This window comes from Frankia sp. BMG5.23 (assembly GCF_000685765.2).
GTDB lineage: Bacteria > Actinomycetota > Actinomycetes > Frankiales > Frankiaceae > Frankia > Frankia casuarinae.
On sequence record NZ_JDWE01000020.1, the window covers coordinates 1 to 25851 of the forward strand.

The 25851-nt window shown below is 70.6% G+C and carries 23 protein-coding genes; 10 read left to right on the forward strand and 13 right to left on the reverse strand.

The window, feature by feature from the left end; all coding sequences use genetic code 11:
- Both BMG523DRAFT_RS11290 and BMG523DRAFT_RS25275 read right to left on the reverse strand, forming a co-directional pair.
- Positions 1-932, reverse strand: a 932-nt coding sequence (locus tag BMG523DRAFT_RS11290) for a transposase (RefSeq protein ID WP_235463084.1), incomplete at its 3' end; no start/stop codon positions are given.
- Between the two features lie 182 nt (positions 933-1114).
- The gene (locus BMG523DRAFT_RS25275; RefSeq protein WP_043591132.1) at positions 1115-1318 is read right to left on the reverse strand and encodes a hypothetical protein; all 204 of its coding nucleotides are present in this window, start codon (positions 1316-1318) and stop codon (positions 1115-1117) included.
- A gap of 105 nt (positions 1319-1423) precedes the next feature.
- On the opposite strand from BMG523DRAFT_RS25275, the gene BMG523DRAFT_RS11300 reads away from it, so the two are divergent.
- The 4 genes from BMG523DRAFT_RS11300 to rdgB are packed head-to-tail and all read left to right on the forward strand — an operon-like array spanning position 1424 to position 4437.
- A complete protein-coding gene (locus tag BMG523DRAFT_RS11300; protein WP_011436794.1) occupies positions 1424-2350 on the forward strand; it encodes an adenosine deaminase in 927 nt (308 codons plus the stop codon).
- A complete protein-coding gene (locus tag BMG523DRAFT_RS11305; protein ID WP_011436795.1) occupies positions 2337-2957 on the forward strand; it encodes a mevalonate-3-phosphate 5-kinase in 621 nt (206 codons plus the stop codon). The genes BMG523DRAFT_RS11300 and BMG523DRAFT_RS11305 overlap by 14 nt, the downstream gene beginning before the upstream one ends.
- On the forward strand, positions 2924-3865 hold the full coding sequence (locus BMG523DRAFT_RS11310) for a hypothetical protein (RefSeq protein ID WP_023840295.1): 942 nt from the start codon (positions 2924-2926) through the stop codon (positions 3863-3865). The genes BMG523DRAFT_RS11305 and BMG523DRAFT_RS11310 overlap by 34 nt, the downstream gene beginning before the upstream one ends.
- Positions 3866-3891: 26 nt before the next feature.
- Entirely contained in the window at positions 3892-4437 is a 546-nt protein-coding gene (rdgB, locus tag BMG523DRAFT_RS11315; RefSeq protein ID WP_011436797.1) for an RdgB/HAM1 family non-canonical purine NTP pyrophosphatase, read from the forward strand.
- A gap of 147 nt (positions 4438-4584) precedes the next feature.
- On the opposite strand, the gene BMG523DRAFT_RS11320 is transcribed toward rdgB, so the two are convergent.
- On the reverse strand, positions 4585-5439 hold the full coding sequence (locus tag BMG523DRAFT_RS11320; protein WP_023840294.1) for a hypothetical protein: 855 nt from the start codon (positions 5437-5439) through the stop codon (positions 4585-4587).
- A gap of 342 nt (positions 5440-5781) precedes the next feature.
- Here BMG523DRAFT_RS11320 and BMG523DRAFT_RS11325 point away from each other — a divergent pair, with 342 nt between their 5' ends.
- Complete coding sequence (locus tag BMG523DRAFT_RS11325; RefSeq protein WP_023840293.1) at positions 5782-6438, forward strand: ceramidase domain-containing protein; 657 nt, start codon at positions 5782-5784, stop codon at positions 6436-6438.
- Here the strand turns inward: BMG523DRAFT_RS11325 and BMG523DRAFT_RS11330 are convergent.
- A complete protein-coding gene (locus BMG523DRAFT_RS11330) occupies positions 6426-7703 on the reverse strand; it encodes a DMT family transporter (protein WP_011436800.1) in 1278 nt (425 codons plus the stop codon). The two genes, BMG523DRAFT_RS11325 and BMG523DRAFT_RS11330, sit on opposite strands and share 13 nt — an antisense overlap.
- A gap of 197 nt (positions 7704-7900) precedes the next feature.
- Positions 7901-9265 (reverse strand): membrane protein, encoded by a 1365-nt coding sequence (locus BMG523DRAFT_RS11335; RefSeq protein ID WP_011436801.1) that lies wholly within the window; start codon positions 9263-9265, stop codon positions 7901-7903.
- Positions 9266-9469: 204 nt separating this feature from the next.
- Here BMG523DRAFT_RS11335 and BMG523DRAFT_RS11340 point away from each other — a divergent pair, with 204 nt between their 5' ends.
- Complete coding sequence (locus tag BMG523DRAFT_RS11340; protein WP_011436802.1) at positions 9470-11527, forward strand: glycosyltransferase family 39 protein; 2058 nt, start codon at positions 9470-9472, stop codon at positions 11525-11527.
- A 180-nt stretch (positions 11528-11707) separates the two neighbouring features.
- Here BMG523DRAFT_RS11340 and BMG523DRAFT_RS11345 read toward each other — a convergent pair whose 3' ends face one another.
- Both BMG523DRAFT_RS11345 and BMG523DRAFT_RS11350 read right to left on the reverse strand, forming a co-directional pair.
- Complete coding sequence (locus BMG523DRAFT_RS11345) at positions 11708-12754, reverse strand: LLM class F420-dependent oxidoreductase (protein WP_023840291.1); 1047 nt, start codon at positions 12752-12754, stop codon at positions 11708-11710.
- A 176-nt stretch (positions 12755-12930) separates the two neighbouring features.
- The gene (locus BMG523DRAFT_RS11350; RefSeq protein ID WP_043591153.1) at positions 12931-14232 is read right to left on the reverse strand and encodes an XdhC family protein; all 1302 of its coding nucleotides are present in this window, start codon (positions 14230-14232) and stop codon (positions 12931-12933) included.
- Between the two features lie 354 nt (positions 14233-14586).
- Between BMG523DRAFT_RS11350 and BMG523DRAFT_RS11355 the strand changes: the two genes are divergently transcribed.
- Complete coding sequence (locus BMG523DRAFT_RS11355; RefSeq protein WP_023840289.1) at positions 14587-15096, forward strand: ester cyclase; 510 nt, start codon at positions 14587-14589, stop codon at positions 15094-15096.
- Positions 15097-15255: 159 nt separating this feature from the next.
- On the opposite strand, the gene BMG523DRAFT_RS11360 is transcribed toward BMG523DRAFT_RS11355, so the two are convergent.
- Entirely contained in the window at positions 15256-16182 is a 927-nt protein-coding gene (locus BMG523DRAFT_RS11360; RefSeq protein ID WP_051623842.1) for a hypothetical protein, read from the reverse strand.
- A 194-nt stretch (positions 16183-16376) separates the two neighbouring features.
- On the opposite strand from BMG523DRAFT_RS11360, the gene BMG523DRAFT_RS11365 reads away from it, so the two are divergent.
- A complete protein-coding gene (locus BMG523DRAFT_RS11365; RefSeq protein WP_011436807.1) occupies positions 16377-17312 on the forward strand; it encodes a sulfotransferase in 936 nt (311 codons plus the stop codon).
- A 47-nt stretch (positions 17313-17359) separates the two neighbouring features.
- On the opposite strand, the gene BMG523DRAFT_RS11370 is transcribed toward BMG523DRAFT_RS11365, so the two are convergent.
- The 4 genes from BMG523DRAFT_RS11370 to BMG523DRAFT_RS11385 form a co-directional block, all read right to left on the reverse strand.
- Positions 17360-17752: a DUF2237 family protein gene (locus tag BMG523DRAFT_RS11370; RefSeq protein WP_011436808.1), complete on the reverse strand. Its 393-nt coding sequence runs from the start codon at positions 17750-17752 to the stop codon at positions 17360-17362.
- Between the two features lie 67 nt (positions 17753-17819).
- Positions 17820-19991: an ATP-binding protein gene (locus tag BMG523DRAFT_RS11375; RefSeq protein WP_043591135.1), complete on the reverse strand. Its 2172-nt coding sequence runs from the start codon at positions 19989-19991 to the stop codon at positions 17820-17822.
- A 119-nt stretch (positions 19992-20110) separates the two neighbouring features.
- Positions 20111-20746 carry a TetR family transcriptional regulator gene (locus BMG523DRAFT_RS11380; protein WP_011436810.1) on the reverse strand — a complete coding sequence of 212 codons (636 nt, stop codon included), beginning with the start codon at positions 20744-20746 and terminating at the stop codon, positions 20111-20113.
- A gap of 95 nt (positions 20747-20841) precedes the next feature.
- The gene (locus BMG523DRAFT_RS11385) at positions 20842-22743 is read right to left on the reverse strand and encodes a hypothetical protein (protein ID WP_043591137.1); all 1902 of its coding nucleotides are present in this window, start codon (positions 22741-22743) and stop codon (positions 20842-20844) included.
- Between the two features lie 358 nt (positions 22744-23101).
- Here BMG523DRAFT_RS11385 and BMG523DRAFT_RS11390 point away from each other — a divergent pair, with 358 nt between their 5' ends.
- Positions 23102-23644 (forward strand): hypothetical protein, encoded by a 543-nt coding sequence (locus BMG523DRAFT_RS11390; protein ID WP_051623843.1) that lies wholly within the window; start codon positions 23102-23104, stop codon positions 23642-23644.
- Positions 23645-23783: 139 nt separating this feature from the next.
- Entirely contained in the window at positions 23784-24233 is a 450-nt protein-coding gene (locus BMG523DRAFT_RS11395; RefSeq protein WP_043591155.1) for a VOC family protein, read from the forward strand.
- On the opposite strand, the gene BMG523DRAFT_RS11400 is transcribed toward BMG523DRAFT_RS11395, so the two are convergent.
- On the reverse strand, positions 24191-25846 hold the full coding sequence (locus BMG523DRAFT_RS11400; RefSeq protein ID WP_043591139.1) for a cell wall metabolism sensor histidine kinase WalK: 1656 nt from the start codon (positions 25844-25846) through the stop codon (positions 24191-24193). The two genes, BMG523DRAFT_RS11395 and BMG523DRAFT_RS11400, sit on opposite strands and share 43 nt — an antisense overlap.
- Between the last annotated feature and the right edge of the window lie 5 nt (positions 25847-25851).

Here is a 25851-nt window from a genome sequence, read left to right on the forward strand (position 1 = left end):
CGGGTCGCGTCCATCACGAAACAGACGCTGTCCGGCCCCAGGAACACCCACAGCCACCAGCGGGCCGGCCCGCCGCCGCCGGTCGGGGTGAACACCCGCCAGGTCGTCTCGTCGGCGTGCAGGTGCCACGACCCCCGCGACCGCCCGACGATCTGCTCGGCGAGTGGGGCGAGCAGGCCCGCGACCTGGGCGCACGCCCCGGTCAGCGTCGCCGGCGAGAGCTGGGCGCCGTGCCGGGCCAACCCGGTGACCAGCGAGTTCTGCGAACGGCCCGCGACATAGCGCTCCACGATCAGCATCGCGAGGAACCGGTGCGTGAACAGGCCCTTCCCGATCGCCTTCGACGGTCCCGGCGCGGTCACCGTCAACGACCCGCCACAGCGGCAGCCCCGCCGATACCGGCGCCGCCTCGACACCCGAACCCGCACCGTCACCAGCCAGTCGAGCTGCTCGACGACATGCTCGCCCCACGGCGTGAACGGCTGCCCACACGACAGGCAGCCATAGCCCCCGCCCTCGAAGTCGCAGTCGACCTCGTCGCGGGACAGATGGTCGTAGCTCCGCCGGCCCGAGCGCGCGCCCGGCCCCCGCCGCCGGCCTGCCGACCCGGCGGCCTCGCCCCGCGCCCCGTCGCCACAACCGTCCCCGCCATCCGGCGAACCCACGGCCGGCGACCCGCCGCACTCCCGTTCCGACGACCGGCCGAACAGCATCCGCCGCAACGTCGCCAGCTCCGCCTGCAACGCCTCGAGCTGGAGACGCAGCTCCACCACCTCGGCCTCACGCGTCGCCTCCCGCGCGACCAGCCCGGCGATGTCCGTCAACAGCTCCGCGACCCGGGCCCGCAGCCAGGCGTTCTCCGCCAGCAGCGCCGCGCCCTCGGCAACCTCACCGCTCGCGGCAGCGCCCGCCCCCGACTCGACAACCGTCACGCACCGCAGCAAACCACCCCGACCGGCAGAACATCACCCACCACGACCATCAGGCCACACCCAGCCCCGAAGGCCGTCACCCCAAAAGATCAACAACGGGACTTCCGAATACGTACGATCGAAGAACGAGCCCCGATCGGTGCAGATCCCTCCTCGACGAGAAGGACAGTTTCAACCGTCAGCTATTTCAGCGACGACACGGTTTCGACCTGTTCACCGACAGGCACCGCTATGACGCCGTCCTCGATAACAGCCATCTGATACCTAACCCTACAGAGTCCGCGGCCCGCTCCGGGATCGAGGCATTCGCGCCCGTCATCCATGCCGTAGCGACCTGCGTCATGGCCGACGACCAGGCGGAAGCCGAGCGCCTGATCCAGACCCATCCGCAGGAAGTTCGACGGATCACGCTGCCGAGCAGACCGCAGCCGCGCTGACGCCACGACGCCGGCCGCACAGCAGACACTTCGATCAGGTCACGGGGACCAGCCATGCACAGCCTTCTACACTGCCACTTCGAATCAGCCTTACGGGCGCTCGAAATCGCGAAACCCGAGAGGGTAGGTTACCTACGAGGCGTATACGAGACAGACGCCTACCTACAGTCAACGCCTGCGGAACGGCTAACCCTGCTCTGGCAGACGGTCATGAGCCTGACCGACGACGCGGACATCTTCACCGAGGCAACGTTCCGCCGAGTCGTCCGCCGCCTTCTGGACGAGATGCAGGCGTCGCGGATCGAACACATTGACCTCCGCATCGGTCCGTCCACAGGCCGCTGGCGATGGATGCACAGCGCCGGTGACGGCATCGACATCTTCCGCGAGGAGCTTTCCTACCGTACCGCTCTTTCCATAACGTTCCTCGCTGGCGTGAACATGACCAAAACCCAGGACCAGCTAGATGCGCTGTTTGACGTCCTATCCGAGCAGGATGACCTGACGACCCGCATCGCCGGCGTAGACCTCAATTTTCTGCCCTACGATCTCCCGAAGTTCAACCGCTATCTTCGGACTCTGCGGAATCTGCAAACCGGCGGAATGAAGGTAAACATCCACCTGGGAGAGTTGTTCAACAACGCGATCTCCCACTACGTCCTAGCCCGCATCACACCCGACCGGATCGGCCACGGCGTTCTGCTTCTCGACGACGAGGCGCTTGTGGACTTCGTGCGAGCCAACGGCATCTGTCTCGACATGTGCCCAACCAGCAACACATTGCTGGGAGTCGCCGATTGGAACCGAACGAGCCCGGCGAGGGTTGCACTCCAACTCGGCATACCAGTGTCCATCAACACCGACGACCCCGTTCTGTTCCGCACGAGTCTCGAAAGCGAGTTCAGCCTCGCTGGGCTGACCGGCGATGAATACGATCAGGTCATCGCCTGCGGAAGGAAGTACCGCTATGGCGACGCCTGAGACTACCATCCACATCGTCTACGGTATTCCGTGCGTTGGGAAGTCGACCGGAGCGGTAGCATTCGCGCATCACCGGGCTATCAGAACCGTCGTTCAGACTGACTACCTCAGAGAGGTCCAGAGAGCCTACGTGGACCTCGAACGCGTTCCGGTGCTCGCCAAGGTGACGCACACCGCCTGGGAACTCTATGGATCGCCGACCCAACACAACATCGTGACCGGATTCGCCGATCATGCCGCAGCCATCGCACCGGCCATCGGGCAAGTGGTCAGAAAGCTGGTCCTCGACGGATTCGACGCAGTAGTCGAGGGAGCGCACTTTCACAGCCCGATCATTGCCGCGCTGCGAGACGAGAACCGAACCGCGCACATACGCGCAACGCTACTGATCGTCCGGACCGCCGAAGAACTCAGGAAGCGCGTAGCCCAGAAGGGCCGAGACCGAGCGGACGGCAACCCGCTCAAAGAATGGCAGGACAACATCCCCTTCATGCTCACGATCCAGGACTACCTCATCGCCGACGCCCGCGGGAAGGACATCGAAGTCAGCACAGCCGACGAATGGAGGCGGTCGTGGAATCCGACCGACGTGCCCTCCTCGACCTAGACCACGTCGTAACCGAGGACGGCAAGATCTACCGAGTCCTCGGCAACCTCGACAGCCGGACTCATTTTCTCGGATACAACGTCTACTCGCCGCATCCAGAAGGCGACAGATTCTACCGCAACGCCCGGTACCGGAAGAACTTCATCGAAGACGAACGACTGCCAGCGGACGTACTCGATACCTACACGCTCGTCCCGGTGCAAGAAGTAGCCGAACATCACGACCCGATTCGGTCCGCAATCGCAATGGTCGAGACGTTCCGTTCAACCGTCTGGTTCGACCTCTACACGGAACTGGTCAAGCTCGTCGGACCCGAATCGGTGGGCATCTTCGGGTCATCGATGTTCGGTCTTCACCTCACCCCCAGAGGAACAGTGCGTAAAGACGTCGACTTCGTGATCCAAGACTTGGCCAACGTCGAAGTCCTCCGAAAGGAGCTGCCCGGTATTCGAGATCGGCTGGGTTTCACCACCGTCACAGCCGAACGCCAAATCCAGCAGTACGAGCGCTACCGACGGGTATTTCGCAACGACAACAACTCCATCCGGTCGATCATCGCGCGACGGTGGACCGGACTGCAACTCTCCAACGACGTCGTCACCACAATCCGCGTGCGAGACCGGTCACAAACGACGCCCGCCGCGCTGATAGCCCCCACGCCACGGGCCGACCACGTGACCGTCTCTGGCCGCGTCACGAACGCGAGCAGAAGCAACCTCTTCCCCCGCCGATTCGACCTTGTAACCGGCAGTGGAATCGTCGAAATATACGTGCTGTGGTGGAAGTTCAGCACGCCGGTGCAGGACGGAGACGCTGTAACGGTACGTGGTAGCCTTCTACCGGCAAATCACGCACACGCCATCCGGCTCACCGACTACTCCCGGCACTGGCTTCGGATCGACGACTAACCAGGACCCCGCGGAAGGTAGAAAAGATGATCGACCATGTCTCTCTGATCACCGGCAACGAAGGGAAGGCCCGGGAGTACGCCGCGCTTCTCGGAATCGAGGTCAAGGCCGTCAAGGAAGACCTGATCGAGATTCAGTCCCTCGACGTCGAAAAAGTGGTGCGACGAAAGGCCGAGGACGCCTATTCAAAGCTGCACAGCCCGGTGCTAGTCGATGACACCGGCCTAACCCTGAGCGCCTGGAACGGGCTGCCGGGCGCACTGGTCGCCTGGTTCCTCGACTCGGTGGGCGCTCAAGGTCTGCTCGATATGGCCGCGTCGGTCACTGACCGCACGGCCACGGTGACCACGGCGCTCGGCTACGCCGACGCTGACGGCGTCCGCGTCTTCACCGGCACGCTACAAGGCGTGCTGACCACCGAACGGCGGGGGCAGGGAGGCTTTGGCTACGACTCGATTTTCGCGCCGGACGGTGGCAACCTGACCTTCGCCGAGATGACCAGCGACCAGAAGAACGCCATCTCCCACCGACGCCTCGCCGTGGACGCGCTCCGGCAAGGACTCGGGCTGTAGTCGGACCTTGGCCGCGCGGTAAGCCGAAGTCCGACTACCGACTTCCCACGCGGACCGAGACCGGACCTCAGCGCCGCAAAGGCGGTCCGTCGTCCGCCTTCCCGAGGTGGGAGCGGTCGGCATCTGCCCGACCACTCCCACCTTCGGTCATAGCCGCGGCTTCCTCTGCCTGCCTCGCCGCTGCTCCCCCTGGTGGCGCAGGTCGGCAAGGAGGTGCGTGACGGCTTCGTCGCGAGTCCGGTAGCTGCGTCCTGGCGGGAAGACGGAGACGAGACCGGGAGCCTTCGGGAGCCATCCGCGCGGCCGGTTCCTCGTGGTGCCCGTGTAGTCGGGGCGCAGGGTGCCGGACTCCACGCCATCGACGAGGACGCGGTAGCCGGTCTCGATCCGTACCAGGGTGTATCCGGTGTCCTCGGTCATGGCCGCGACAGCGGCCACCGCAGCATCCATCGCGGACGGCAGCGAGCCTGCCCGCGCACGCGGCTGGTCCGCCGCCTTCTGCCGCCGGGAGGTGGCGGGCCGCCCGGCGGCATCCTCCGGGCCGCCGGTTCGGTCCGCCGTGGATGCGCCCGCACGCTCGACAACTGTGGTTGTCGAACCTGTGCGAGGCGCGGACGGGGCCGGTGTCCGTTCTGGCTTGCCGGTCGGTCGTTTCGCCGGAGCCACGGAGTCTGCCGCCGCCCCGGGCGCGACAACGACGGTTGTCGCCTCTGGCGTCGAGGCTGGCGGTCCGCCGATGAGATCCTCCGGGGGTCGGCTTCCAGCCGGCGCCGCTGTAGCGACAACGGAGGTTGTCGCTACAGGTGGGGTGGCGACCAGGCGCGGGAACCGCTTGCGCGCTCCTTGCCGCGTGATCCCCAGAGCGCGGCCGATGTCCCCGTAGCTCGCGCCCTCGGCCGCCGCCCGCGCCGCGAGTGTCCGAATCTCCGCTTCGATCGACCGTGCGCGTTCGCTCGCGTCCGCCAACTCGCCGAGCGTGGCCATGAGCGCATCGTCCGCCATGCGACAACCATAGTTGTCGCCACTGCAACGACAACCCTGGTTGTCGCACAAGATCGCTGTGCAGCCTTGCACGCCAGGGCGTGTAGTCACAATGGACTGGGCGGATAGGGCCATTGATCGCTGGCATGCCGCCCAGCGACACAGCGTCGCAGGTCAGCCCTTGGTAGGCCAGCAGGGCTTGACTTCGCCGGTCGCCGTGTTTCTGGTGGGCGCCGGGCTGGTCGGGACAGCCAACGCCGCCATCTGGCCAACGCTCGCCGCGGCCGCGCCGCCCACAACCTGCCGCCGCACCAGGCAGGCGCCGGGGCCGGGGCGTACAACGCGGTCCGGCAGTTCGACGCGGTGAGCAACCTCGCGTATCTCACCGCGGCGTTCGCGCTATGGCGCCTCCTGCGGCGCCATAGCGGCGTGCCGGCCAGCGTCGCGTTCATGCCGCCGCTCGCGGTGCTGATCGGGGTCGGCAGCTTCGCGTTCCACACGCTGGCGACCAGGTGGGCCCAGGTTCTGGACATCGCGCCCATCGGCCTGTTCGTGTTCATCTATGTCGGAAGTTTCCTGCGTTGGTTCTACCGGCTGCCTTGGACGTGGTGCCTGGCCGGCGTGGCCGGGTTCGCCTGTGTGACCGCCGCGTTCATCGCCCTCCTCGGCAGCCAGATCCCCAACCGTTCCGCACCGTACGTGCCGGTGTTGCTGCTCATGATCGGGCTGACCGTGGCACTGTACGGGTCACACCATGAGGACCGGTCCAGGTACTGGCGGGACTTCGCGACGGCCGCCGGGGTGTTCGCGGCAGGCCTGCTCGCCCGCACGATCGACGAGGAGGCCTGCGGGTCCTTCCCGATCGGCACGCACTTCATCTGGCACCTGCTCACCGAGCTGCTGATCTTCGTGGTCGGCCGCGCCCTCGCGCGCCGCTGGCACTCACTCGCCGAGGCTGGTGATACTCGGCTCCCGGCCACGCCCGCGGGCAGGTCCCGGTCGACTGACTATCGCGCATGATTCCTCTGAGCCAGGACGGCACCGGCCTCACCGCGCAGTCGATCCGCCCGCCGGCGAAGCTCGTCCGCCCGGGTGTCGAGAGCACGTCGCGCGGCGAGCAGTTCCCTTTCCGGCACGGCGTCGTCCCCCAGCAGGCCCCGCTCCCCCGATCGGGACCCGTTCGAGCCCACCTGCCCGGCGACCGGCCGCATCCGATCGTCGAACCGGTGCCGTTCGTCCACGAGGCTCGCCAGCTCCGCGCCGATGCGGTCGAGGTCCCGGCGCAGCCGGCGACGCGCGCGTCGCAACGCCGGCCCCGGGACGCCGGCCCGCCGGCTGCGGCGCAGGTCGGCGCGCAGCCGTTCCAGGTCATGGTGCACCTGTTCCTCCAGCCGGGACAGCCGCCCCTGGGCCTGCCTCGCCACCAGCCGCGACATCTGCCCGGTGATCAGCGGAGACGTCGCCAGCGTACGGACACCCGTGACCATCACGGCCAGGCCGAGCACCTCACCGACCAACGCGAGGGGCGCCAGCCGCAGGTCGCCGCCCAGCAGGGCCACCCCGATCACCACCCCGGCCAGCGGCTCGCTGCTCACCGCGGCGGGCAGCGACGCCGGCAGCGGGGCCATCTCGTAGGCGCTCTGCAGCAGCAACGCACCGACGATCGCCGTGGCCACGACCGACCAGGGCTGCCAGGACACCAGGACCGCATCGATCCCGCGGGTGGTCAGCAGGTGACCGATGCTGCTGGTCAGGGCGGCCTGCGTCGCGGACAGCAGGCCCACGGCCGTGGCCAGCATCGGGGCCCGCCGGGCGGCGGCGAGCCGCCGCGTCCCCCACACCGCACCGCACACCAGCCCGCCGACCACCGCGCCGGCGAGGACCCAGCCGAACGTCGAGACGGCCCCCGGATCGCCCGGATGCGGATCTCCGGCGATCAGGAAGAGCACGAGGCCACTGGCCGTCGCCGCGGCCGCCGCCCAGTCGCGGCGCGGCACCGCCCGCTGCGCCAGCAGGGCGGCGAGCGGCAGGGCGAACAGTAGCTGGCAGATCTGCAGGGATTCGACGAGGGCCACCGCGCCCCGGCTCAGCGCCGCCGCGGCCAGCACACTGCCGATCACCGCGACGGCGACCCCGACATCCCACCACGGTCGCCGCACCAACCACAGCAGCAGCCGCAGCCGCAGGACGTCATCGGGCGGCGCCCGGAAGGCAACCCGCTGCTGGATCACCGCGGCCACCGCGAAACACACCGCGGAACCAAGGCCGAGCAGATAGGTCGCCACTCCCCCTCGATCCCGCGATGTACCTTCCCGGGGAAGGTCAGGGCCTCACACGCCCGGCCCGGTGCGGTCCGGCCGTTCAGATCCCGCTCATCATGCCTGCCAGATCCAAGATCAGGGAAATGACCCCGGCCGGGCCCCCACCTTCGTCCGCCGCCGGGTACCACGCCCGGGCTCGGGAATCCGCGCGGGCGGGGAGGTCACCCACGGTCGACGGCATGGGCCTGCTTGTGGAGCTGGTAAATCCAGGGCGGGATCGTCGCCCAGAACACAATGATGTTACCGATGATCACCCCTTTGGCTCCGCCGAGGAGAAGGCCCGTGACCGGGCCGGCGAGCAGGAAGGGCGTGAAGAAAAGATTGATCCAGAAGGTGAGTCTGGTCCGGCCGAAGGCGTAGAGCACGGCGGCCGGTCCCACCGCCAGCGCCGGCCCGGCCTGCGCGATCATCGCGAGGAGAAGGAGTTCATGGGTCTGGCTCCAGGTATCGCCCAGCAGGGCCGTCCCGAAATCGTCGGGGAGGATCAGGAAGATGAGGGTCCACAGCACGCTGGAGGCGACTACCAGCGCGGACACGACGTAGGCGGCGCGGATGATCCGACGGGCCGGGGCACCCCTGCGGCGGGCGAACTCGGGGATCGCGAAGCTCATCAACGCGACGGCCAGGTTCGTCGTGGGGGCGAGCAGGGTCTGCAGACCGCGCAGAGCACCGACGAGCGCCGGCGAGCCGACCGCGGCGATGATCAGAGTCGACGTCTGCTGCGCCCCCTGGACCGTCACGAACTCGGCGGTCATGAAGCCGGTCGTCTCGCGGTGACCAGTGAACCAGGCGAGCGCCCGCCGCGGGGCGGGCCAGACCCGATGCTGCCCGATGCCGACCAGCACGGCCAGCGCCGCGGCGGCACCCCAGACGAGGACCATCACCGGCGCGCCGCCGGCCGCATCCGGCCCGCCGATGGCCAGCAGGACGATGCCCACGCCCATCCCGGCAGCCCAGACGAGATCGTTGACGACGGCGCGGAGGGGACGTCCCTGGGCGAACGACGTGTAGCGCCAGGCATCCTGCACCAGCAGGGCCGGCATGACCACACCCATCGCGATCAGGTTCGTCCCGACCACGCCCTTGAGGACGCCACCGACCGCCATCAGGCCGGCGCCCACGACGGCACCGAGTACCAGGGCCAGGCCGGACGCGGCGCGAGCGGCGGTGCGGAACGCGGCTGGGGCGGCGGCAGCATAGCTGATCCCCAGGGGCGCCGTGGCAGCGGCGCGCGACAGGCCGACGACGATCGCGAAGATCGTGTAGGCAATCGCGAACGCACCGAACTCGGTCGGGTCGACCCGGCGGGCGATGATGAAGTTGATCGCCGCGTTGGTGCCACTGGACACGACCTGGTCGACGATCGTCCACAGCGCGTTGATCCGGCCGCGGGACCGGGACGGGTACGGATCGGCCGCCGGTAGATCCGCCGCTGGAGCCGCCGCGATATGCTCACGCGTGGCACCGATGGTCAGACCGTCGGTGACGGCGGGGCCGTCAGGATACGCCCACCGCGATCCGCTCACGCCGACAACTCTACCGTGACGTAAGAGTCATCTCGGCGCATGCCGCACCCGGACAGGCACAACACAGGGCACGGGGCCCGCACAGTAAAGGCACAGGATCCGCGTAGCGCACAGGATTCACACAGTAAGGGCACAGGATCCGCGAAGCCGCCGGACCGATCGTCTACCCATGACGTACTTCCCGGTCCCGAGACGGCCTTCGAGATGACCATCGTTTCCCCCCTCGTGAACGCACCCGACGCGGACGTGCCCGTGCGGCATCCCGCGGGCCACCCATCCGGTCCGCCCCCGCCTTCCCGGCCCCGCGGCCGGATCGGCCGCCTGGTACGCGGCCCGGCCGGCGACCCCGCGTGGATCCGGCCGTCGCTGCTGGCCCTGCTGGCGGCGACTGCGGTCCTCTACCTGTGGGACCTCAGCGCGTCCGGCTACGGCAACGGCTTCTACGCCGCCGCCACCCAGGCGGCCACGCACAGCTGGAAGGCGCTGCTGTTCGGCTCGCTGGACTCCGGCAACGCCATCACGGTCGATAAACCGCCGGCCTCGCTGTGGGTCTCCGGTCTGTTCGCCCGGGCCTTCGGGTTCTCGAGCTGGACCGTGCTGGCACCGCAGGCGCTGGAGGGCGTCGCCGCGGTGGGGCTGCTGTATGCCACGGTGCGCCGGACCTCCGGTGCCGCCGCTGGCCTGCTCGCCGGCGCCGCCTTCGCGCTGACCCCGGTCGCGGTGCTGATGTTCCGGTTCAACAACCCGGACGCGCTGCTGGTGCTGCTGCTCGTCGCCGCCGCCTACTGCACGGTCCGGGCCACCGAACGGGCGAGCCTGCGGTGGCTGCTGCTGGCCGGCACCTGCGTGGGCTTCGGCTTCCTCACCAAGATGGCGCAGGCGTTCCTGGTCGTCCCGGCCCTCAGCCTGGTGTACCTGACGGCCGCGCCGACCGGTCTGCGCCGACGGCTCGCGCACCTCGCCGGCGCCGTGGCCGCGATCGTCGTCTCGGCCGGCTGGTACCTCGCCCTGGTCGAGCTGTGGCCGGCCTCGTCACGCCCCTACATCGGCGGCTCCACCAACAACAGCCTGCTGGAGCTCGCGATCGGCTACAACGGCCTCGGCCGCATCTTCGGTGGCTCCGCCGGTGGTGGCGCCAGCGGTGGCGGGGGTGGGGGTATGACTACCGGTTTCGGTGGCGCCACCGGCATCACCCGGCTGTTCGGGGCGAGCATGGGGGCGGAGATCTCCTGGCTGCTGCCCGCCGCGCTGATCGTTCTCGTGGCCGGCCTGTGGTTCACCCGGCGGACGCCGCGCACCGACCCGACCCGGGCTGCGCTCGTGCTCTGGGGCGGTTGGCTGCTGGTCAGCGGGTTGGTGTTCAGCTTCATGAGCGGCATCACCCACCCCTACTACACGGTCGCCCTCGCCCCCGCCGTCGCCGCGCTCGTCGCGTCCGGTGGAACCGTGTGCTGGCGTGGACGGGCGCGGATCTCGCACCGCGCCACCCTGGCCGCGATGATCGCGGTGACCGGGCTGTGGGGCTTCGTCCTGCTGGACCGGGTGGCCTCCTGGCTGCCCGTGCTGCGCTGGATCATCCTCCCGGCGAGCGTGCTGGTGGCCGTCGCGCTGGTGGCCGGTGCCGCCCGGCTCACCAGGATCACCGCCGTGCTCGCGGCAGCGACCGTGATCAGCGCCTCGGCAGGCACCTCGGCCTATGCGCTTGCCACCGCGGCGAACCCGCACAGCGGCTCCATCCCGATCTCCGGTCCCGCGGTGGCCGCCACGGCCGGCGGCGCCGGGGGTGGGCCGGGCGGGGCCGCGGCGGGCGGCGGCCTGCCCTCCGGCGCTCCGGGTGGAACCCCACCGAGCTCGTCCAGCGGCTCGTCCAGCGGTTCCTCCGCTTCCTCCAGCGACTCGCCGGTGGCAAGGGGCACGGGGAGCACGGCTCTGGTCGCGCTGCTCAGGACGAGCACCACGACCTGGGCTGCCGCCACCACCGGCGGTGCGACCACCGCCGCCGAGCTGGAGCTCAGCAGCGGTAAGGCGGTCATCGCGATCGGCGGATGGGACGGCAGCGACCCGGCACCGACGCTGGCGCAGTTCGAGCAGTGGGTCAGCGAAGGCAAGATCCACTACTTCGTTGCCGGCGGGACCGGGATGGGCGGGGGGCGGAACTCCACCTCTGGCAACGAGATCGCCGCCTGGGTGGCGGCGCATTTCACCGCCACCACGGTCGGCGGGCAGACGGTCTACGACCTCACCACGTCCGGCATGAGCTGATCACACGATGTGCCGAGGACGGCACAAGTCGAGGACGGCACAAGTCGAGGAGGGCACAAGTCGAGGAGGGCACAAGGGGCAGGGCAGCATCAGGGGCAGGGCGGTTCCGCCGGGGCCGCCCCGGCTCCATTGCCGCCGCGGCTCGCCGCCCCGCACGGGTCGCCGCGGGCCGTCGGCACCTCACAGGCCGTCGGCGAGCTCGCGGATCTGCTCGATGAGACGCACCCGCTCCAGGTGCGTCGGCGCCACCGGATTGACGGCGAGCGTCGTGACCCCGGACTCCGCGAACACGGCGAGCCGTTCGGCCACCCAGCCGCGCGGCCCGATCAGGGAGAGCCTCTCCAGCAGGCCGGCCGGCACCGCGGCGGCGGCTTCCTCCTTACGACCCGCGAGGTAGAGGTCCTGGACAAGCTTCGCCTCCGCGGCGTAGCCGTAGCGGTGAGCCAGGTCGTTGTAGAAGTTGCGGCCCCGCGCGCCCATGCCCCCCATGTACAGCGCGAGCTGCGGCCGGTCGGTGTCGCGCAGCGCGGTGACGTCGTCGCCGACGGCCAGGGACGCCCCGGCCCAGACGTCCAGGGTGCCGAGCGCCGGGTCCCGCTTGGCCGTACCGGCCCGCACCGCCTCGCCCCACACCTCGTCCGCGCTGTCCGGCAGGTAGAAGGCGGGCATCCAACCCTCGGCGAGCTCGGCGGCGAGCTCGACGTTCTTCGGACCGAGCGCGGCCAGCACGATCGGGATCCGGTCCCGCACCGGTCGATTAATGATCTTCAAGGGCTTGCCGAGGCCGGTCCCCCGCCCCGCGGTGAGCGGGATGTCGTAGTGATGGCCGTGGTACTCGAGGACCTCCCGGCGCCAGACCTTCCGGCAGATCTCGATGGTCTCGCGGGTCCGGCCCAGCGGGGCATCGTAGGGGACGCCGTGGAAACCCTCGATGACCTGCGGCCCCGACGCGCCGATCCCGAGGGTGAACCGCCCGCGCGAGACGAAGTCGAGGCCCGCGGCGGTCATCGCGATGAGGCTCGGGGTGCGCGTGTAGAGCTGCATGATCCCCGAGGCGATCTCGACGCGTGAGGTCCGGGCGGCGAGGAACCCCAGCTGGCTGACCGCGTCGAAGCTGTAGGCCTCGGCGACCTGGACGACCTGGAGCCCGGCCTTCTCGTAGTCGGCGAGCCCCGAGACGGTCTCCTCGAAACCTCCGCTGTACCCCAGCGACATCGCGATACGCACGTACGCCACTCCTCCGGCCGGCTCCCGCCACGGCCCCTTCGACCCTGGCGTCTCACCCCCGAGTTTGACTCTGGCCGCGACTCAGGCACCACCGACCGGGGCTGGGAGCGTTGCTTTGTTCTTTTATGATCTTGTTTTTTATGATCTTGGGTGTGGATGCTCGTCAACACCGTTGATTATCTTGCTGTCCTCGGGCGTCCGTCCGCGGCACCGCCGGCACCGCCGGCACCGCCGGGATCACCGGATTCGGCGTGGATGCGGCCGCGGGTGGCTCGCAACGGGCGGCCACTCCCGCCCCACCGGTTCTGGATGATTTCCGCGGCGATGGAGACGGCCGTCTCCTCGGGCGTGCGCGCACCCAGATCCAGTCCGATGGGTGAGCGCAGCCGGGCCAGGTCGGACTCGCTCACCCCGTCCTCGCGCAGCCTGCGCAGCCGGTCGGCGTGGGTGCGCCGCGACCCCATCGCCCCGACGTATCCGGCCGGGGAGCGCAGCGCCGCGCGCAGCACCGGGAGGTCGAATCTGGGGTCGTGGGTGAGGACGCAGATCACCGTGCGCGCGTCGACCTCGGTGCGGGCGAGGAACGCCGCCGGTCGCTCGCATACCACCTCGTGGGCGTCGGGGAAACGGCGAGGAGTGGCGAAGACCGGCCGCGCGTCGCACACCGTCACCCGGTAACCGAGGAAACGCCCGATGCGGACCACCGCGGCGGCGTAGTCGATCGCCCCGAAGACCAGCATCCGCGGCGGCGGCGCGAACGAACAGACGAACACCGGTACCGCGTCGAGTCGCCCCTGCCCGTGGAGACCCCCCTGCCCGTGGAGACCGTAGTGACGCAGGCCGCTGAGCCCGGCCGCGAGCATGCCACGGGCGTCGTCGACCGCGGTCACCTCGCACCCGGTCACCTCGCACCCGGTCACCTCGCACCCGGTCACCTCGCACCCGGTCACCTCGCACCCGGTCACCTCGCACCCGGACGAACCGAACGAACCGGCGGTCCGCTCCGGCCACACCGCGACCTGGCTGCCCAGCCGCTCGCCACCGACCACGGTCAGCAGCGCCACCGGCTCGTCGGCGGCGATCGCCGCAAGGACCGCGTCGAGCGGCAATGGCCCCGGGTCCGACTGACCCGGCGGGGGCGACAGATCTGACACGTCCGGCAGGTGCGGCAGGTGCGGCGTAACAACCAGATCGATGACGCCGCCGCAGGTAAGTCCGACGGCGGCCACGTCGTCATCGCGGATCCCATAGGTCTCGAAGGCCGGCGTCCCCGTGCGGACCACCTCGGCGGCCGCCTCGTACACGGCGCCCTCCACGCAGCCGCCGGACACACTGCCGACGACCTCGCCATCGGCAGCCACAGCCATCGCCGCGCCCGGCTGGCGCGGCGCGCTGCCCCGGACATCGACGACCGTGGCCACCGCGAACGCGGTGCCCGCCGCCCGCCACCGGCGCAGGGTGCCGGCGATCTCGCGCACCACCCCCACCTCCCCCGCCGACCGGGCGAACCCGCGGGCACGCGCGCCCCCGAGCCCTGGCGTCACCCGTCACGATAGAAGCCGGCAAGGGCCGCACAGGGACCTGACAGTCGCGATCATCACCGGTGCGGGCGGCACGTTCCGCTCCAGCATGGCGGACGCCGCAACGCCGTGTCCCGATCCACCCGGCCCTGCTGGCTGCATCCCGCAACCCAAGCCGTCCCGCCACGCGTGTCCGCCTAATTACGACATCCACCGTAATTCGAAGAGCCGAACTGTTCCGCGTCCAGACCTGTCGTACGATGAATCCGCAACGAATTCTCCTTCTACGAGAAGGACCAGGAAACCGAGACCATGACCACTATTGCTACCGAGGAACGTATCTCCTGGCAGCGCGCGACCATCGAGGAGCACATCCGCCAGGAGAACGCCAAGGATTGGGAGAAGGTCTACGACACCTTCCTGCGCGACGAGCGTGCCTTCTACGACGTCGTCCCGATGAACGCCCGCTACGAAGGCATCCGCGGTGTGCAGGACTTCTACGAAATGCTCGCCCTTGCCCTACCGGACTTCATCATCACTGTTACCGGAGAATACGACCTCCCCGGTTACTCCTGGCGAGAGGTGACCCTGGTAGGGACACATCAGGGCGAGTTCGCCGGCATTGCCCCTCGGGGTCGTCCGGTTCGTTTCGAAGGCGTTGTGCTCTACATCTTCAGCGGCCAGGAACCGGGCAAAATCATTGCCGAGCGCGCGTACTGGGACAACGACTCGATCTTCCGTCAGATGAAGGGAGAGACCGACGCTCCGCGCGGCGGCGTGGGCCTGACCGACCGCGAACCCATCCGAGCGGCCATCGCCTGACCCAAAATCCGCGGGCAGGGCACGCCCTCGTCGCGAGCGCCGCCACACCTCTCCCTGAACCCGGCCCCTCAAACGCGACCCCTCCCTAAAACCGGCAGCATCCCCGCCAGGATGCCGCCAACCAGGCAAAACGGCGGCGTTCAGGGCACCGGGGGCGGCTCAGGGGGCCGGATGCAGCTCCGTGCGCAGCTCGTGGCTGCCGTCCGACCGGGAGGCCTCGTAGTACAGCCGCCGGCCGCCGTCCGGGAGCTCGACCACGCTGACGTAGCGCAGGGCGCCGTCCCCGTCCGGACAGACCGCGACCGGCTCGGTGCCGACCGCGTGGAACCGGTCGACGGTCACCCCGACGGCGAGACCGGTGCGTTCCGCCCAGTTCTCCGCCGCGGTGGCCCGACCGTCGTACAGGGCGACCGGCTGGGAGCCGCCCGTGAGCACGGAACTGATCCGCACGCCGCGGGCGTCCCAGCAGCCGGGGCGGGGCGCCAGCGCCGTTCCGGTCCAGGTCCAGGTCACGCCGTCCGGGCTCGTGGCGTGGCGGCTGTCCATCCGGTCCGTCGCCAGCGGGTCGTCGAGCAGATGGCAGGAGGCCCACAGATGCCACTGCCCGTCGTAATGGACCACGACCGGGTCCTTGACGGCGAGGCTGGCCGGATCGCCGGGCAGGACGGTACGGCGGCGGGCCGGGTCGAACGCCGCGGGGTCGTCGGCCTCCAGCAGGTCCACCCACCAGTGCGGGCTGCCCGCAGCCGCGCAGCTCACATAGAGCCGCCATGATCCCTGCGGGGTCACCACCAGAGCGGGCCGCTCCAGGCTCTCGGCTCCGAACGGGTCCCGGGGCACGACGGCGATCTCGGTGAAGTTCTCCCCGTCGGTGGAGCGGGCGATGACGACGCCGAAGCCCCGGCCGATCCCAACGGGACGGCGCAGCCGATAGGCCAGGTAAAATACGCCGCCCACCGCGATGGCGCACGGCGCGCCGGCCCAGTACCCCGGGCCGTCACCGGGCGGCGCGACCACGGTCACGGCGGGCCTCAGCCCGGGGAGCGGTACGGCCGTCGCCGCCAAGTGCTGTTTGCTCACTACCACGCGGCAACCCTACCGGCCGGGTAAGGATGACGAACGTTCCGTTCACGCCGTCCTGCCCTGACCGCTACTATCTTGAGGTCCCCGGTCGGATTACTGGAGTATGCGAGGTACGTACCCCGGGGCCGCCCACCGACCCCAGTCGCTTACCGACCCCAGTCGCTTACCGACCCCAGTCGTCCAGGAGCGCCCGTCATATGGCCCTTCCCGACTTCCTCGTGATCGGCGTGCCGAAAGCCGGAACGACGGCGCTGCACGCGGCACTCGTCCGACACCCGGCGCTGTTCCTCCCGTCGGTGAAGGAGCCGAAGTTCTTCCTGTCGCAGGGGCCGCCGCCGGCCCGGGGCGGCCCCGGTGACGCCCAGACGTACCAGGAGCACGTGTGGCGGCGGGCCGACTACGAAGCGCTGTTCGATGCCGCTCCGGCGGGGACGCTCAAGGGCGAGGTCACTCCGTTCTACCTCTACGACCTGGACGCCCAGAACCGGATCAGGCGGCTCCTGCCGAAGGCGCGGATCATCGTCATGCTGCGCAACCCGGTCGACCGCGCACATTCGAACTGGACCCATCTGTGGGCGGCGGGGCTGGAGTCGGAACGTGACTTCGTCCGGGCCTGTGCTCTGGAGCGTGAGCGCCGGGACGCCGGCTGGGCCCAGTTCTGGCACTACGTCTCCCTCGGCCTGTACGGGGAGCAGCTCAGCCATCTGTTCACCCTGTTCTCCCGCGACCAGGTCCTGCTGCTGCGCTACCGGGACCTGCGCGACTCCCCCGCCGCCACGCTGGACCGGGTCTGCGAGTTCCTCGGCGTCGAGACGGGTCTGGTGGACCTGGTGCCCGCCGAGAACGTCACGCCGTTCGTCGCGGACACCCCCGTGAACAGCGTGCTGCGCGCGGCGCTACGCACCGGCGGGCGGATCGGGCACCACTTCCCGGTTCCCGCGCGCAGGACCTTCCGCGGTCCGCTGCTCACCGCGTTGCAGCGGCAGAAGGGCGGACGCCCGAAGCTCACCGCCGAGCAGCACCGCGCCGTGCTGCCGTACTTCGTCGACGACATCGCCCGCCTCGAAGAGATCACCGGCCTGTCCTACGTCGACTGGCTCACCGTGGGCCTCGAACCCGAGATCATCGACTGACGAGATCATCGACTGACAGGGCCGGCGACCGGCGGGGCCGGCCGAGGTCAGCCGAGTGATCGTGGGTCGGCGGGCACGTCAACGGCGTGGGCGCGCAGCGCCTCCAGCGGGATGACCTCCAGGGCGCGTTCGTGCGTCGAGGCCAGCACGACAGGCGCGGCGGCCCCCGCCTCATAGGCCTGCAGCCACCGTACCGCGACCACGCACCAGCGGTCACCCGGGCGCAGGCCGGGGAAGGAGTACTCGGGTCGGGGCGTCGACAGGTCGTTGCCGACCTGCCGCTGGTGCCGTAGGAACTCGGTGGTGACCACCGCGCACACGGTATGGCTACCGAGATCCTCCGGACCGGTGCTGCAGCACCCGTCGCGGTAGAAGCCGGTCACCGGATCGGTGCCGCAGGGCTCCAGTTCCCCACCGAGAACGTTCCGTTCATCTGCCACATCGACAGTTTCTCCCACTCGTCCGGTGGCGACACGGCAACCACCCGGATCGGGCCCGCGAGGTCGCTCACCGCAGCTGTGCGGGCAGCGCGTCGGCGTGCACGACGGTGAGGGCGCTCACGGCGCGGGTGAGGACGACATAGAGCCGGCGCAACCCCTGCAACAGCCACGCCTCACCCGCCACGATCGCGGCGGGTTCCACCACGATGACATGGTCGAACTCCAGTCCCTTGGCGAGCGAGGCGGGCACGAGGCAGGCCCGCCCGGGTGGGGTGTCCCCGTCGAGCGGGACGATCGGCATCGGCAGCCGCGCGGCGTCCAGCGCCGCCGCGAGTGCCGCCACCTCCCGGTCGGCGACGATGATCGCCAGCGAGCCGGGGTGCGGCAGGGTCCGGCGGGTGTGGTCGACCACCGCGGCGGTGAGCCCCTGCGGGGTGGTTGGGGCCGTCGTCAGCGCGCCGCGCGTGGTCCGCGCCGAGGTCGCCGGACGCAGATCCGGGGCGATGTGGCGCAGGAGCCGGTTCGCGAAGTCGAGGATCTCCGCGGGCACCCGGTAACCGCGGGTCAGCACCTCCAGGTGCGCCGTGGGTTTGCCGAGATGGGCCAGCAACGTCGGCCACGAGGTCGCGGCCCAGCTGGTGGTGCCCTGGGCGATGTCCCCGAGGACGGTGGCGGAGCCGTCCGCGCAGCGGCGGCCGAGCGCGCGGCACTGCATCGCGGAGAGGTCCTGCGCCTCGTCGATGATCACGTGCCCGAAGCCCGGTCCGCTCTCGATGAGGTCCCGGGCCTCATCGACGCAGAACGCGTCGGCGAGCGACCAGCGCGCCGTCCGGACCCCGCCCCGCGGTGCGCCGGTCAGCAGCAGGCGCTGTTCGTCGTCGGTGAGCACCCCGTCGGCCGCCGACGCCAGGAACGCCGGGTCGGTGAGCAGGCGGTGCACCAGGCCCGGCGCGTCGGCCCGCGGCCAGACCGCCTCGACGGCCTCGCGGACGGCCCGGCCGCGGGCGAGGGTGCGCAGCGCCCCGTCGGTGAAGAAGTGTCCGCTCGCCTCGGCCCGGCGACGGACAGACTCGGCGATCCGGCCGGCCAGGCGTGCCCGGGCGGTACCGTAGCGCAACGCGCCCGCGCCCAGCTGCGCGATCAGGTCGGCGGCCAGGTCCACGAACTCGTCGGCGCCGACCGTCCACCGGCCGACCCGGGTGTCCACGGAGACCGGCCGGGTGGGCGGGCGGATCGCCCCGTGCAACGCCCGACGGATCACCGTCGCCATCCGGGCGTCGCCCTTGAGCGCGGCCACGTCGTCGGGGTCCGTGCCGCGCACGGCGACCGCGCCCACCACGTCGTCGAGGGTGCTGTGCCGCACCGTGAACTCCCCGAGGGAGGGCAGCACCGCGGCGATGTAGCCGAGGAAGGCGCGGTTGGGGCCGACGACGAGTACCCCGCAGCGCCGCAGCTGCTCACGGTGGGCGTAGAGCAGATAGGCGGCCCGGTGCAGCCCCACGGCGGTCTTTCCCGTCCCCGGGGCGCCCTGGACGCACACGCTCACGGCGAGATCCGCCCGGACGATCTCGTCCTGCTCGGGTTGGATCGTCGCAATGATGTCGCGCATCGGCCCGGTGCGGGGCCGTTCGATCTCCCGGTCCAGCAGGTCGCCGGCCGGCCCGGTCGCCTCCCCCGCCGGCTCTCCCGCCGCCGCCGGCTCTCCCGCCGCCGTCCCCGCCCCCGAGCGGCGGGGGATGAGCGGTTCGTCCTCGAACGCGGTGAGCTCCGCCCCGTCGTAGCCGAACCTGCGTCGGACCGTGAGCCCCATCGGGTCGCCCGGATGCGCCCGGTAGAACGGCCGGGCGACCTCGGTGCGCCAGTCGACGACCAGCGGATCGTCCCCGGCAGCCTCGCGCACGTGCCGCCGCCCGAGGTAGAAGCGCTGGCCGGGGACCCGGGGCGCGTCGGGCCCGTAGTCGACCCGGCCGAAGAACAGCGGCGTCGAATGCTCCTGCTCGGTGAAGCTGGCGAGCCGCCGTTGCTTCGCCAGCTTCAGGTAGGCGTTCGTCACCTTGTCCACGACCGCGTCGCCCGCGGCAATCTCCGTTCCCTCGACCTCGGCCCGCATCCCCGCCAGCGCCCGCCGGCTGCGCCGGAGGTGCTCGCGTTCCGCGGCCAGCTCCGCGTCCGGTCCGGCCACATCGACAGCCACATCGACGGCCAGGTCGACCGGATCCGCATCCGGTTCGGCGTTCATGCCGTCAATCATCACCGAGCACCCCTTTCTTAACTCGGTAAGGAATACTATTCGGACGAAGGCGGCACTCCCCGCCGCAACCCGCGATCATGAAGGAACAGTCAGGACATGGCAGGCACTCAGGCGTAGTCGGGGAGGGCACGCCGCAGGGCGCGGAACGCCTGATGCGCGGCGGCAAGCGCGTCCGGGAACACCTGCGCGGCGGACCGTCCCTCCCCCAGCCGGGCCCAGTTCTCCCGGGCCAGCACCCGCCGGACGGCGATGATCTGCGCGGCAGCCAGCCGGGCCGCGAGCTCGCCGGCCGCCGGCACCGCCGCGGCCAGCGCGGCGGCGAGGGCATCCTCATCCTGCCCGGTGTGCTGGGCCAGCCTGCCGAGCAGACTCGGGGTGGAGAAGACCATGCCGTGGTAGGCGAGCACCTCGCGGTCGTCGTTCAGACCGGTGACCGGCTCCCGGCGCTCGAGCCCGGCGGCGAGATGTTCCTCGATGGCGGCCAGCGGCGAACTGCCCGCCGGGCGCTGCGCCACCACCCGGGCGAACTCCCCACGATGGTCGAGGATCCGGTGCAGGACCAGGTCCTCCTTGCTCGTGAAGTAGGTGAACAGCGTCGGCTTCGACACCCCGGCCGCCGCTGCGACCTCCGCCACCGACACCGCACCGAAGCCGCGGTCGAGGAACAGCGCGATGGCCGCCGCGGACAGCGCGTCGTGGGTGCGCCGCTTCTTGCGCTCACGCCGGCCGGCGGGCTCGCACATTCGATCAATCTAGCAAGGGCTGATCCGCCCCGCCGGGACGGACGGCACCGGCCGCCGGGCCCGGGAACAACGGGAACAACGGGAACAACGGGACGCTACGCGACGTGGACGAAGGGGCGCCGCCGCGGGTCGCTCTCGGCCTCCCGCAGCACCTCGCGGGTGACGGTGGCGACCTCACCGACCCCGAAGAACAGGAAGCGCATGAGGTTGAGCAGCGGATTGCCCTCGGTCCACTCGAAGTAGACGTGCGGGCGCACCCCGGTGGTGTCGCGCAGGTGGAGTAGCAGGGCGGCGATGGCGTTCGGCACCGAGGTGCTGGTGACGCGCAGGACCCGGTAGCCGTGGCGCTGTTCGCTCCGCACCTCGAGCTCGCGTTCGAACTCGGAGGAGTCCGGCACCTCCACCTCGATGAACAGCAACGGCACGCCCGCCGGGACGTACAGCTCCTCGCGGACCTTGCGGATCTTGTCCCGGTACTCCGCGGCGTCGCCGACGTCGAGCTCGTTGGCGACGAGATGCAGTGATCCGCTAGCGGCGGCCTCGCCGACCCAGCAGGCGGCCACCGGGTCAAGGCGCACCCCGGTCACCCGCAGCTCCAGAGAACGCACCGCCCGGGACATGAACGATACCGCGATGATGGCGATGATGAAGATCGAGCCGATGATCAGACCGTCCGGCCGTTCGATGATGTTGGCGATGGTCGTGTAGATGAAGACCACCGCGATGGCGCCGTAGGCGACCGCCAGCCGGCGCCGGCCGCGACGGGCCGCGGACAGGGTGACCGCCAGCGACGCGGAGGTGATCAGGACGAGGACCCCGGTGGCGTACGCCCCGCCCTGCTTGTCGACGCTGGCCCGGAACACGACGGTCACCAGGAAGCCGATCAGGGTGAACACGACCACCAGCGGGCGCACCGCCCGGGCCCAGTGCGGCGCCATGCCGTAACGCGGCAGGTAGCGGGGAACGAGGTTGAGCAGCCCGGCCAGCGCCGACGCGCCGGCGAACCAGAGGATCAGGATCGTGCTGACGTCGTAGACGGTGCCGAAGACGGCGCCGAGCTCCTGGTGGGCGAGGTAGGCCAGCGCCCGGCCGTTGGCGGGGCCGCCAGCGGCGAAGTCCTTCTCCGGGATGAGTAGCGTCGTGCTGAAACTGCTGGTGATGAGGAACACCGCCATGATGCCCGCGGCGGTGGTGAGCAGCCTGCGGGTGTCGCGGATGCGCCCGAGCGGGTTCTCCTCGCTGTCGCCCGGTCCGCCCCGGATCAGCGGCATCACCGCGACCCCCGTCTCGAATCCGGACAGGCCCAGCGCCAGCTTCGGAAAGATGATCAGCGCGAAACCGACCAGCAGCAGCGGGTTGGGATGCTCGCTGACCAGCAGCGCGTGCCAGTTGTCGAAGACGCGGGGATGGGCCGCGACCCGGCCGAGGGAGGTGGCCACGACCACCGCGTTGAGCGCCAGATAGGCGACGACGAGCACGACGGCGATGCCGACGGCCTCGGTGAAGCCCATCAGGAAGATCCCGCCGAGCAGCGCCAGCAGGACCAGTGTCACCACCACCCGATGGCCCGCCAGCACCGAAGGGGCGTAGGGGTTTTCCAGGATGTGCGCGGTCGCGTCGGCCGCGGACAGCGTCACCGTGATGAGAAAGTCGGTGCACGCGAAGCCGAGCAGCACCAAGACGAGAAGCTTGCCCTTCCACCAGGACAGCTCCTTCTCCAACATCGCGATGGAGCCCTCCCCGTGGGGGCTCTCCCCGGCGACCCGCCGGTAGACCGGCAACGCGCCGAACAGCGTCACCGCCACCAGCACGACGGTCGCGATCGGGCTGACGCTCCCGGCCGCCAGCGCCGCGATGCCCGGCTGGTAGCCGAGCGTGGAGAAGTAGTCGACACCGGTCAGGCACATCACCCGCCACCACGGGTGCAGCCTGTACTCGCCGGACGGCGCGGCATGCGGGCCGGCATGCCGCTGCGCCCGATCGGCGCCCTCCAGCATCCAGGAACGCAGGCGACGGGGGCTGGAAGAACGCTGTTCGTGCTCGGTGACGGCCAACGCGGGACACACCTTCCGGACGGCGCTCGCCGCAGGGACACCTCTCCCGCCGGGAGCGGGAACAACCGGGCCGTGGGAACGTGGGCGCGGACCGGCCTGCCGAGCATCCCCCACACCCCGACAACATCCCACAGGCGTCATCCCACGAGCATCACGGCATCGCCCTGGGCTGCCGCGGCAGGTAGCCGGCCGGACCTCGCGGATGAACCGGACGCCGCTTCGATGCGCGCCACGCCGACTCTCCCACAGCGTCCTTGGATGTCCGGTCCGGCTGCGGGGCGATCCGGCGACCTAGCCCGCCGTGCTGCGCCTCGACGGGCTGCACTACGACAGCCTCGGTACGTTCGGGGATGGCGACGTGCGGCGGCGGTGGCTGCGCCTCGACCCCAGCGGCTACCGACCGCAGGTGTACGAACAGCTCGTGGCCATTTACCAGGCGCACGGCCACGATGCCGACGCACGGATGGTTCTGCTCGTGAAACAACGGCATCGACGCGAGACGCTGGCGCCGGCGGCGAAGATATGGAGCCACCTGCAGGACCTTCTCGTGGGATACGGATTCCGCCCGGTGCGGGCCGCCTCGTGGATCGCGCTTCTGGTGGTCGCCGGCAGCGTGCTGTTCGACCTACGGCCGCCGGCGCCGGTCGACGACACCGCCGCGTCGGCCTTCCACGCCCCCGTCTACACCCTCGACCTGCTGCTGCCCCTCATCGACTTCGGGCAGGAGCAGCACTTCACCCCGCGCGGCGCGACGGTCTGGTTCGCCTACTTCCTCATCGCCGCCGGTTGGACGCTCGCGACGACGGTCGCCGCCGAAATCACCAGAATGCTACGCGGTGGTTGACGCCGGACCTGGACGGCCGTTAACGCGTTACGCACGCTCGTCGCGCGCTCGTGAGGAACCGGAGCCGACCGCGACCTGCTCCCCGTCGCTGCCCCCGGTGGTTGACGACGGCGGTCCGCAGGCGGGGCAGACTCGCCGGATGGAGGTTCTCAGTAGCCGCATCCTGCTCCGGCCCACGGATCCGCAGCGCAGTCATCACTTCTACCGCGAGACCCTCGGGCTGGCGGTCTACCGCGAGTTCGGGCCGCCGGAGGAACCCGGGCTGGTGTTCTTCCTCGGCCAGGGCCTGTTGGAGGTGTCCGGGCACTCGCAGCGGCCGGCACGGCCGGTGGGCACGGGCCGGGAACCAGTGGGCACGGGCCGGGAACCAGTGAGGACGGCGCGGCTCTGGCTGCAGGTGCGTGACCTGGCAGCCGAACACGCCCGGTTGAACGCGGCGGGTGTCGTCATCACCCGGGAGCCGCGGCGTGAGCCGTGGGGACTCGACGAGATGTGGATCGAGGATCCGGACGGCGTCCCGATCGTGGTCGTGGAGATCCCGCCCGATCATCCCCTGCGCCGGGACCGGAGATCCCTCGCCGACGGCTGACGCGCGGGCCCGTCGGGACGGCGGGGCTCACCCGGACGACCCGGTGCACCCTCGCCGGCGGCGGACCGGGAGGCCAGGCTCGCCGACGGCGGACCGGGAGGCCAGGCGGTCGCAGGCAGGGTGACGGTGACGACCGCGCCGCCGTCCGGACAGTTGGCCGCCTCGACGGTGCCGCCGTGTGCACTGATGATCGCGGCGACGATCGCGAGACCCAGCCCGGCACCGCCGTGGTCCCGGGTGCGGGCGGTGTCCGCGCGACGGAACCGTTCGAACACGTACGGCAGGAACTCGGGAGGGAACCCGGGGCCGCGGTCGCGGATCTGCACGATGACGACCTCGCCCGGCCCGTCCACACCCACCCACGGCCCGACGACCCGCCGCGGTGTGCGGCATCCCCGCAGCTCGACGACGCTGCCCGCGGGTGCGTGACGCGCGGCGTTGGCAAGCAGGTTGTCGACCGCCCGCCGGAGCATGTCCCCGTCGCCGAGGACCTCCAGCGGCCGCTGCGTGTCGGCGACGCCAAGCCGGAGTCGTAGCCCGCGCGCCTGGAGAAAGCCCGTCGCTGCCCGGGCGGAGCGGGTGAGTACCTCGTCGAGCGCGACCCGCCCCTGTCCGACGAGACCACCGTCCATCCGGGCGAGCGTGAGCAACGACTCGGCCAGCCGGATGAGCCGGTCGGTCTCGTCCGAGACGTTGACGATCGCCTCGATCAGCTCCTCGCGCGTGCGACCGGGACGGGCGGCGAGCTCCAGCTCGGCCTTGAGCACGGTCAGGGGCGTCCGCAGCTCGTGGCCGGCGTCGGCGACGAAGGCACGGTCCCGGGCACGGGCCGCGTTCAGCCGGCGGAGCAGGTCGTTCATCGTTCTGGCCAGAGCGGCGATCTCGTCATGGGTCGCGGGCACCGCCAGCTCGCCGTTCCTGCCGGCGGTGACCGGGTCGCCGCCACCGGCGGCGACCGGACCGGCGGCGACCACCTCCGCGGCCGCCATGGCGGCCGCCTGCCGGCGCATCCGCTCCACCGGCCGCAGCGCCGCCCCCGAGAGCAGCCAGGCGGCGAGGCCGGCCAGCGCGATCGTCGGAGCCGTCGCCACCACCATCACGTTGCGGACCCGGTCCTCGGCCCTGTCGGTGAGGTGCGTCGGCGTGCCGACGACCGCGATCATGGTGGCCCGGCCCGTGTGCACCGCCACGGCCAGGACGCGGACATCTCCGGTCGGCCTGATCCCGGTGCCGGCCCGCACTTCCCGGGTGACCAGGGTCGGCTGCGCCCGGGCCCGGGCGAGCTGGTCCGCGGTCAGCAGCGGCCGCGACCCGGCGTCCGGCGACGAGACGATCGGCGTCCCGTCCGCCCGGAGCACCTGGGCGATCGATCCGCCGCCCACGAGCAGATCGGCCGCATCGGCTCGACCAACGCCCCCGGCGCCCCCGGGCCGGGCGGCATCAAACCGATCGGCGAGCCTGACCGTCAGCAGATCCGACCGGGTCCGCAGGTCGGCGTCAACGGAGTCCCGCAGGTTCACCCGGAGCAGCAGGTAGAACAGGACGCCAGCGACGGCGAGCACGATCGCGGTCCCCAGCGCGAACAGCAGGGTCAGCCTCACCCGGATCGGCACGTCGG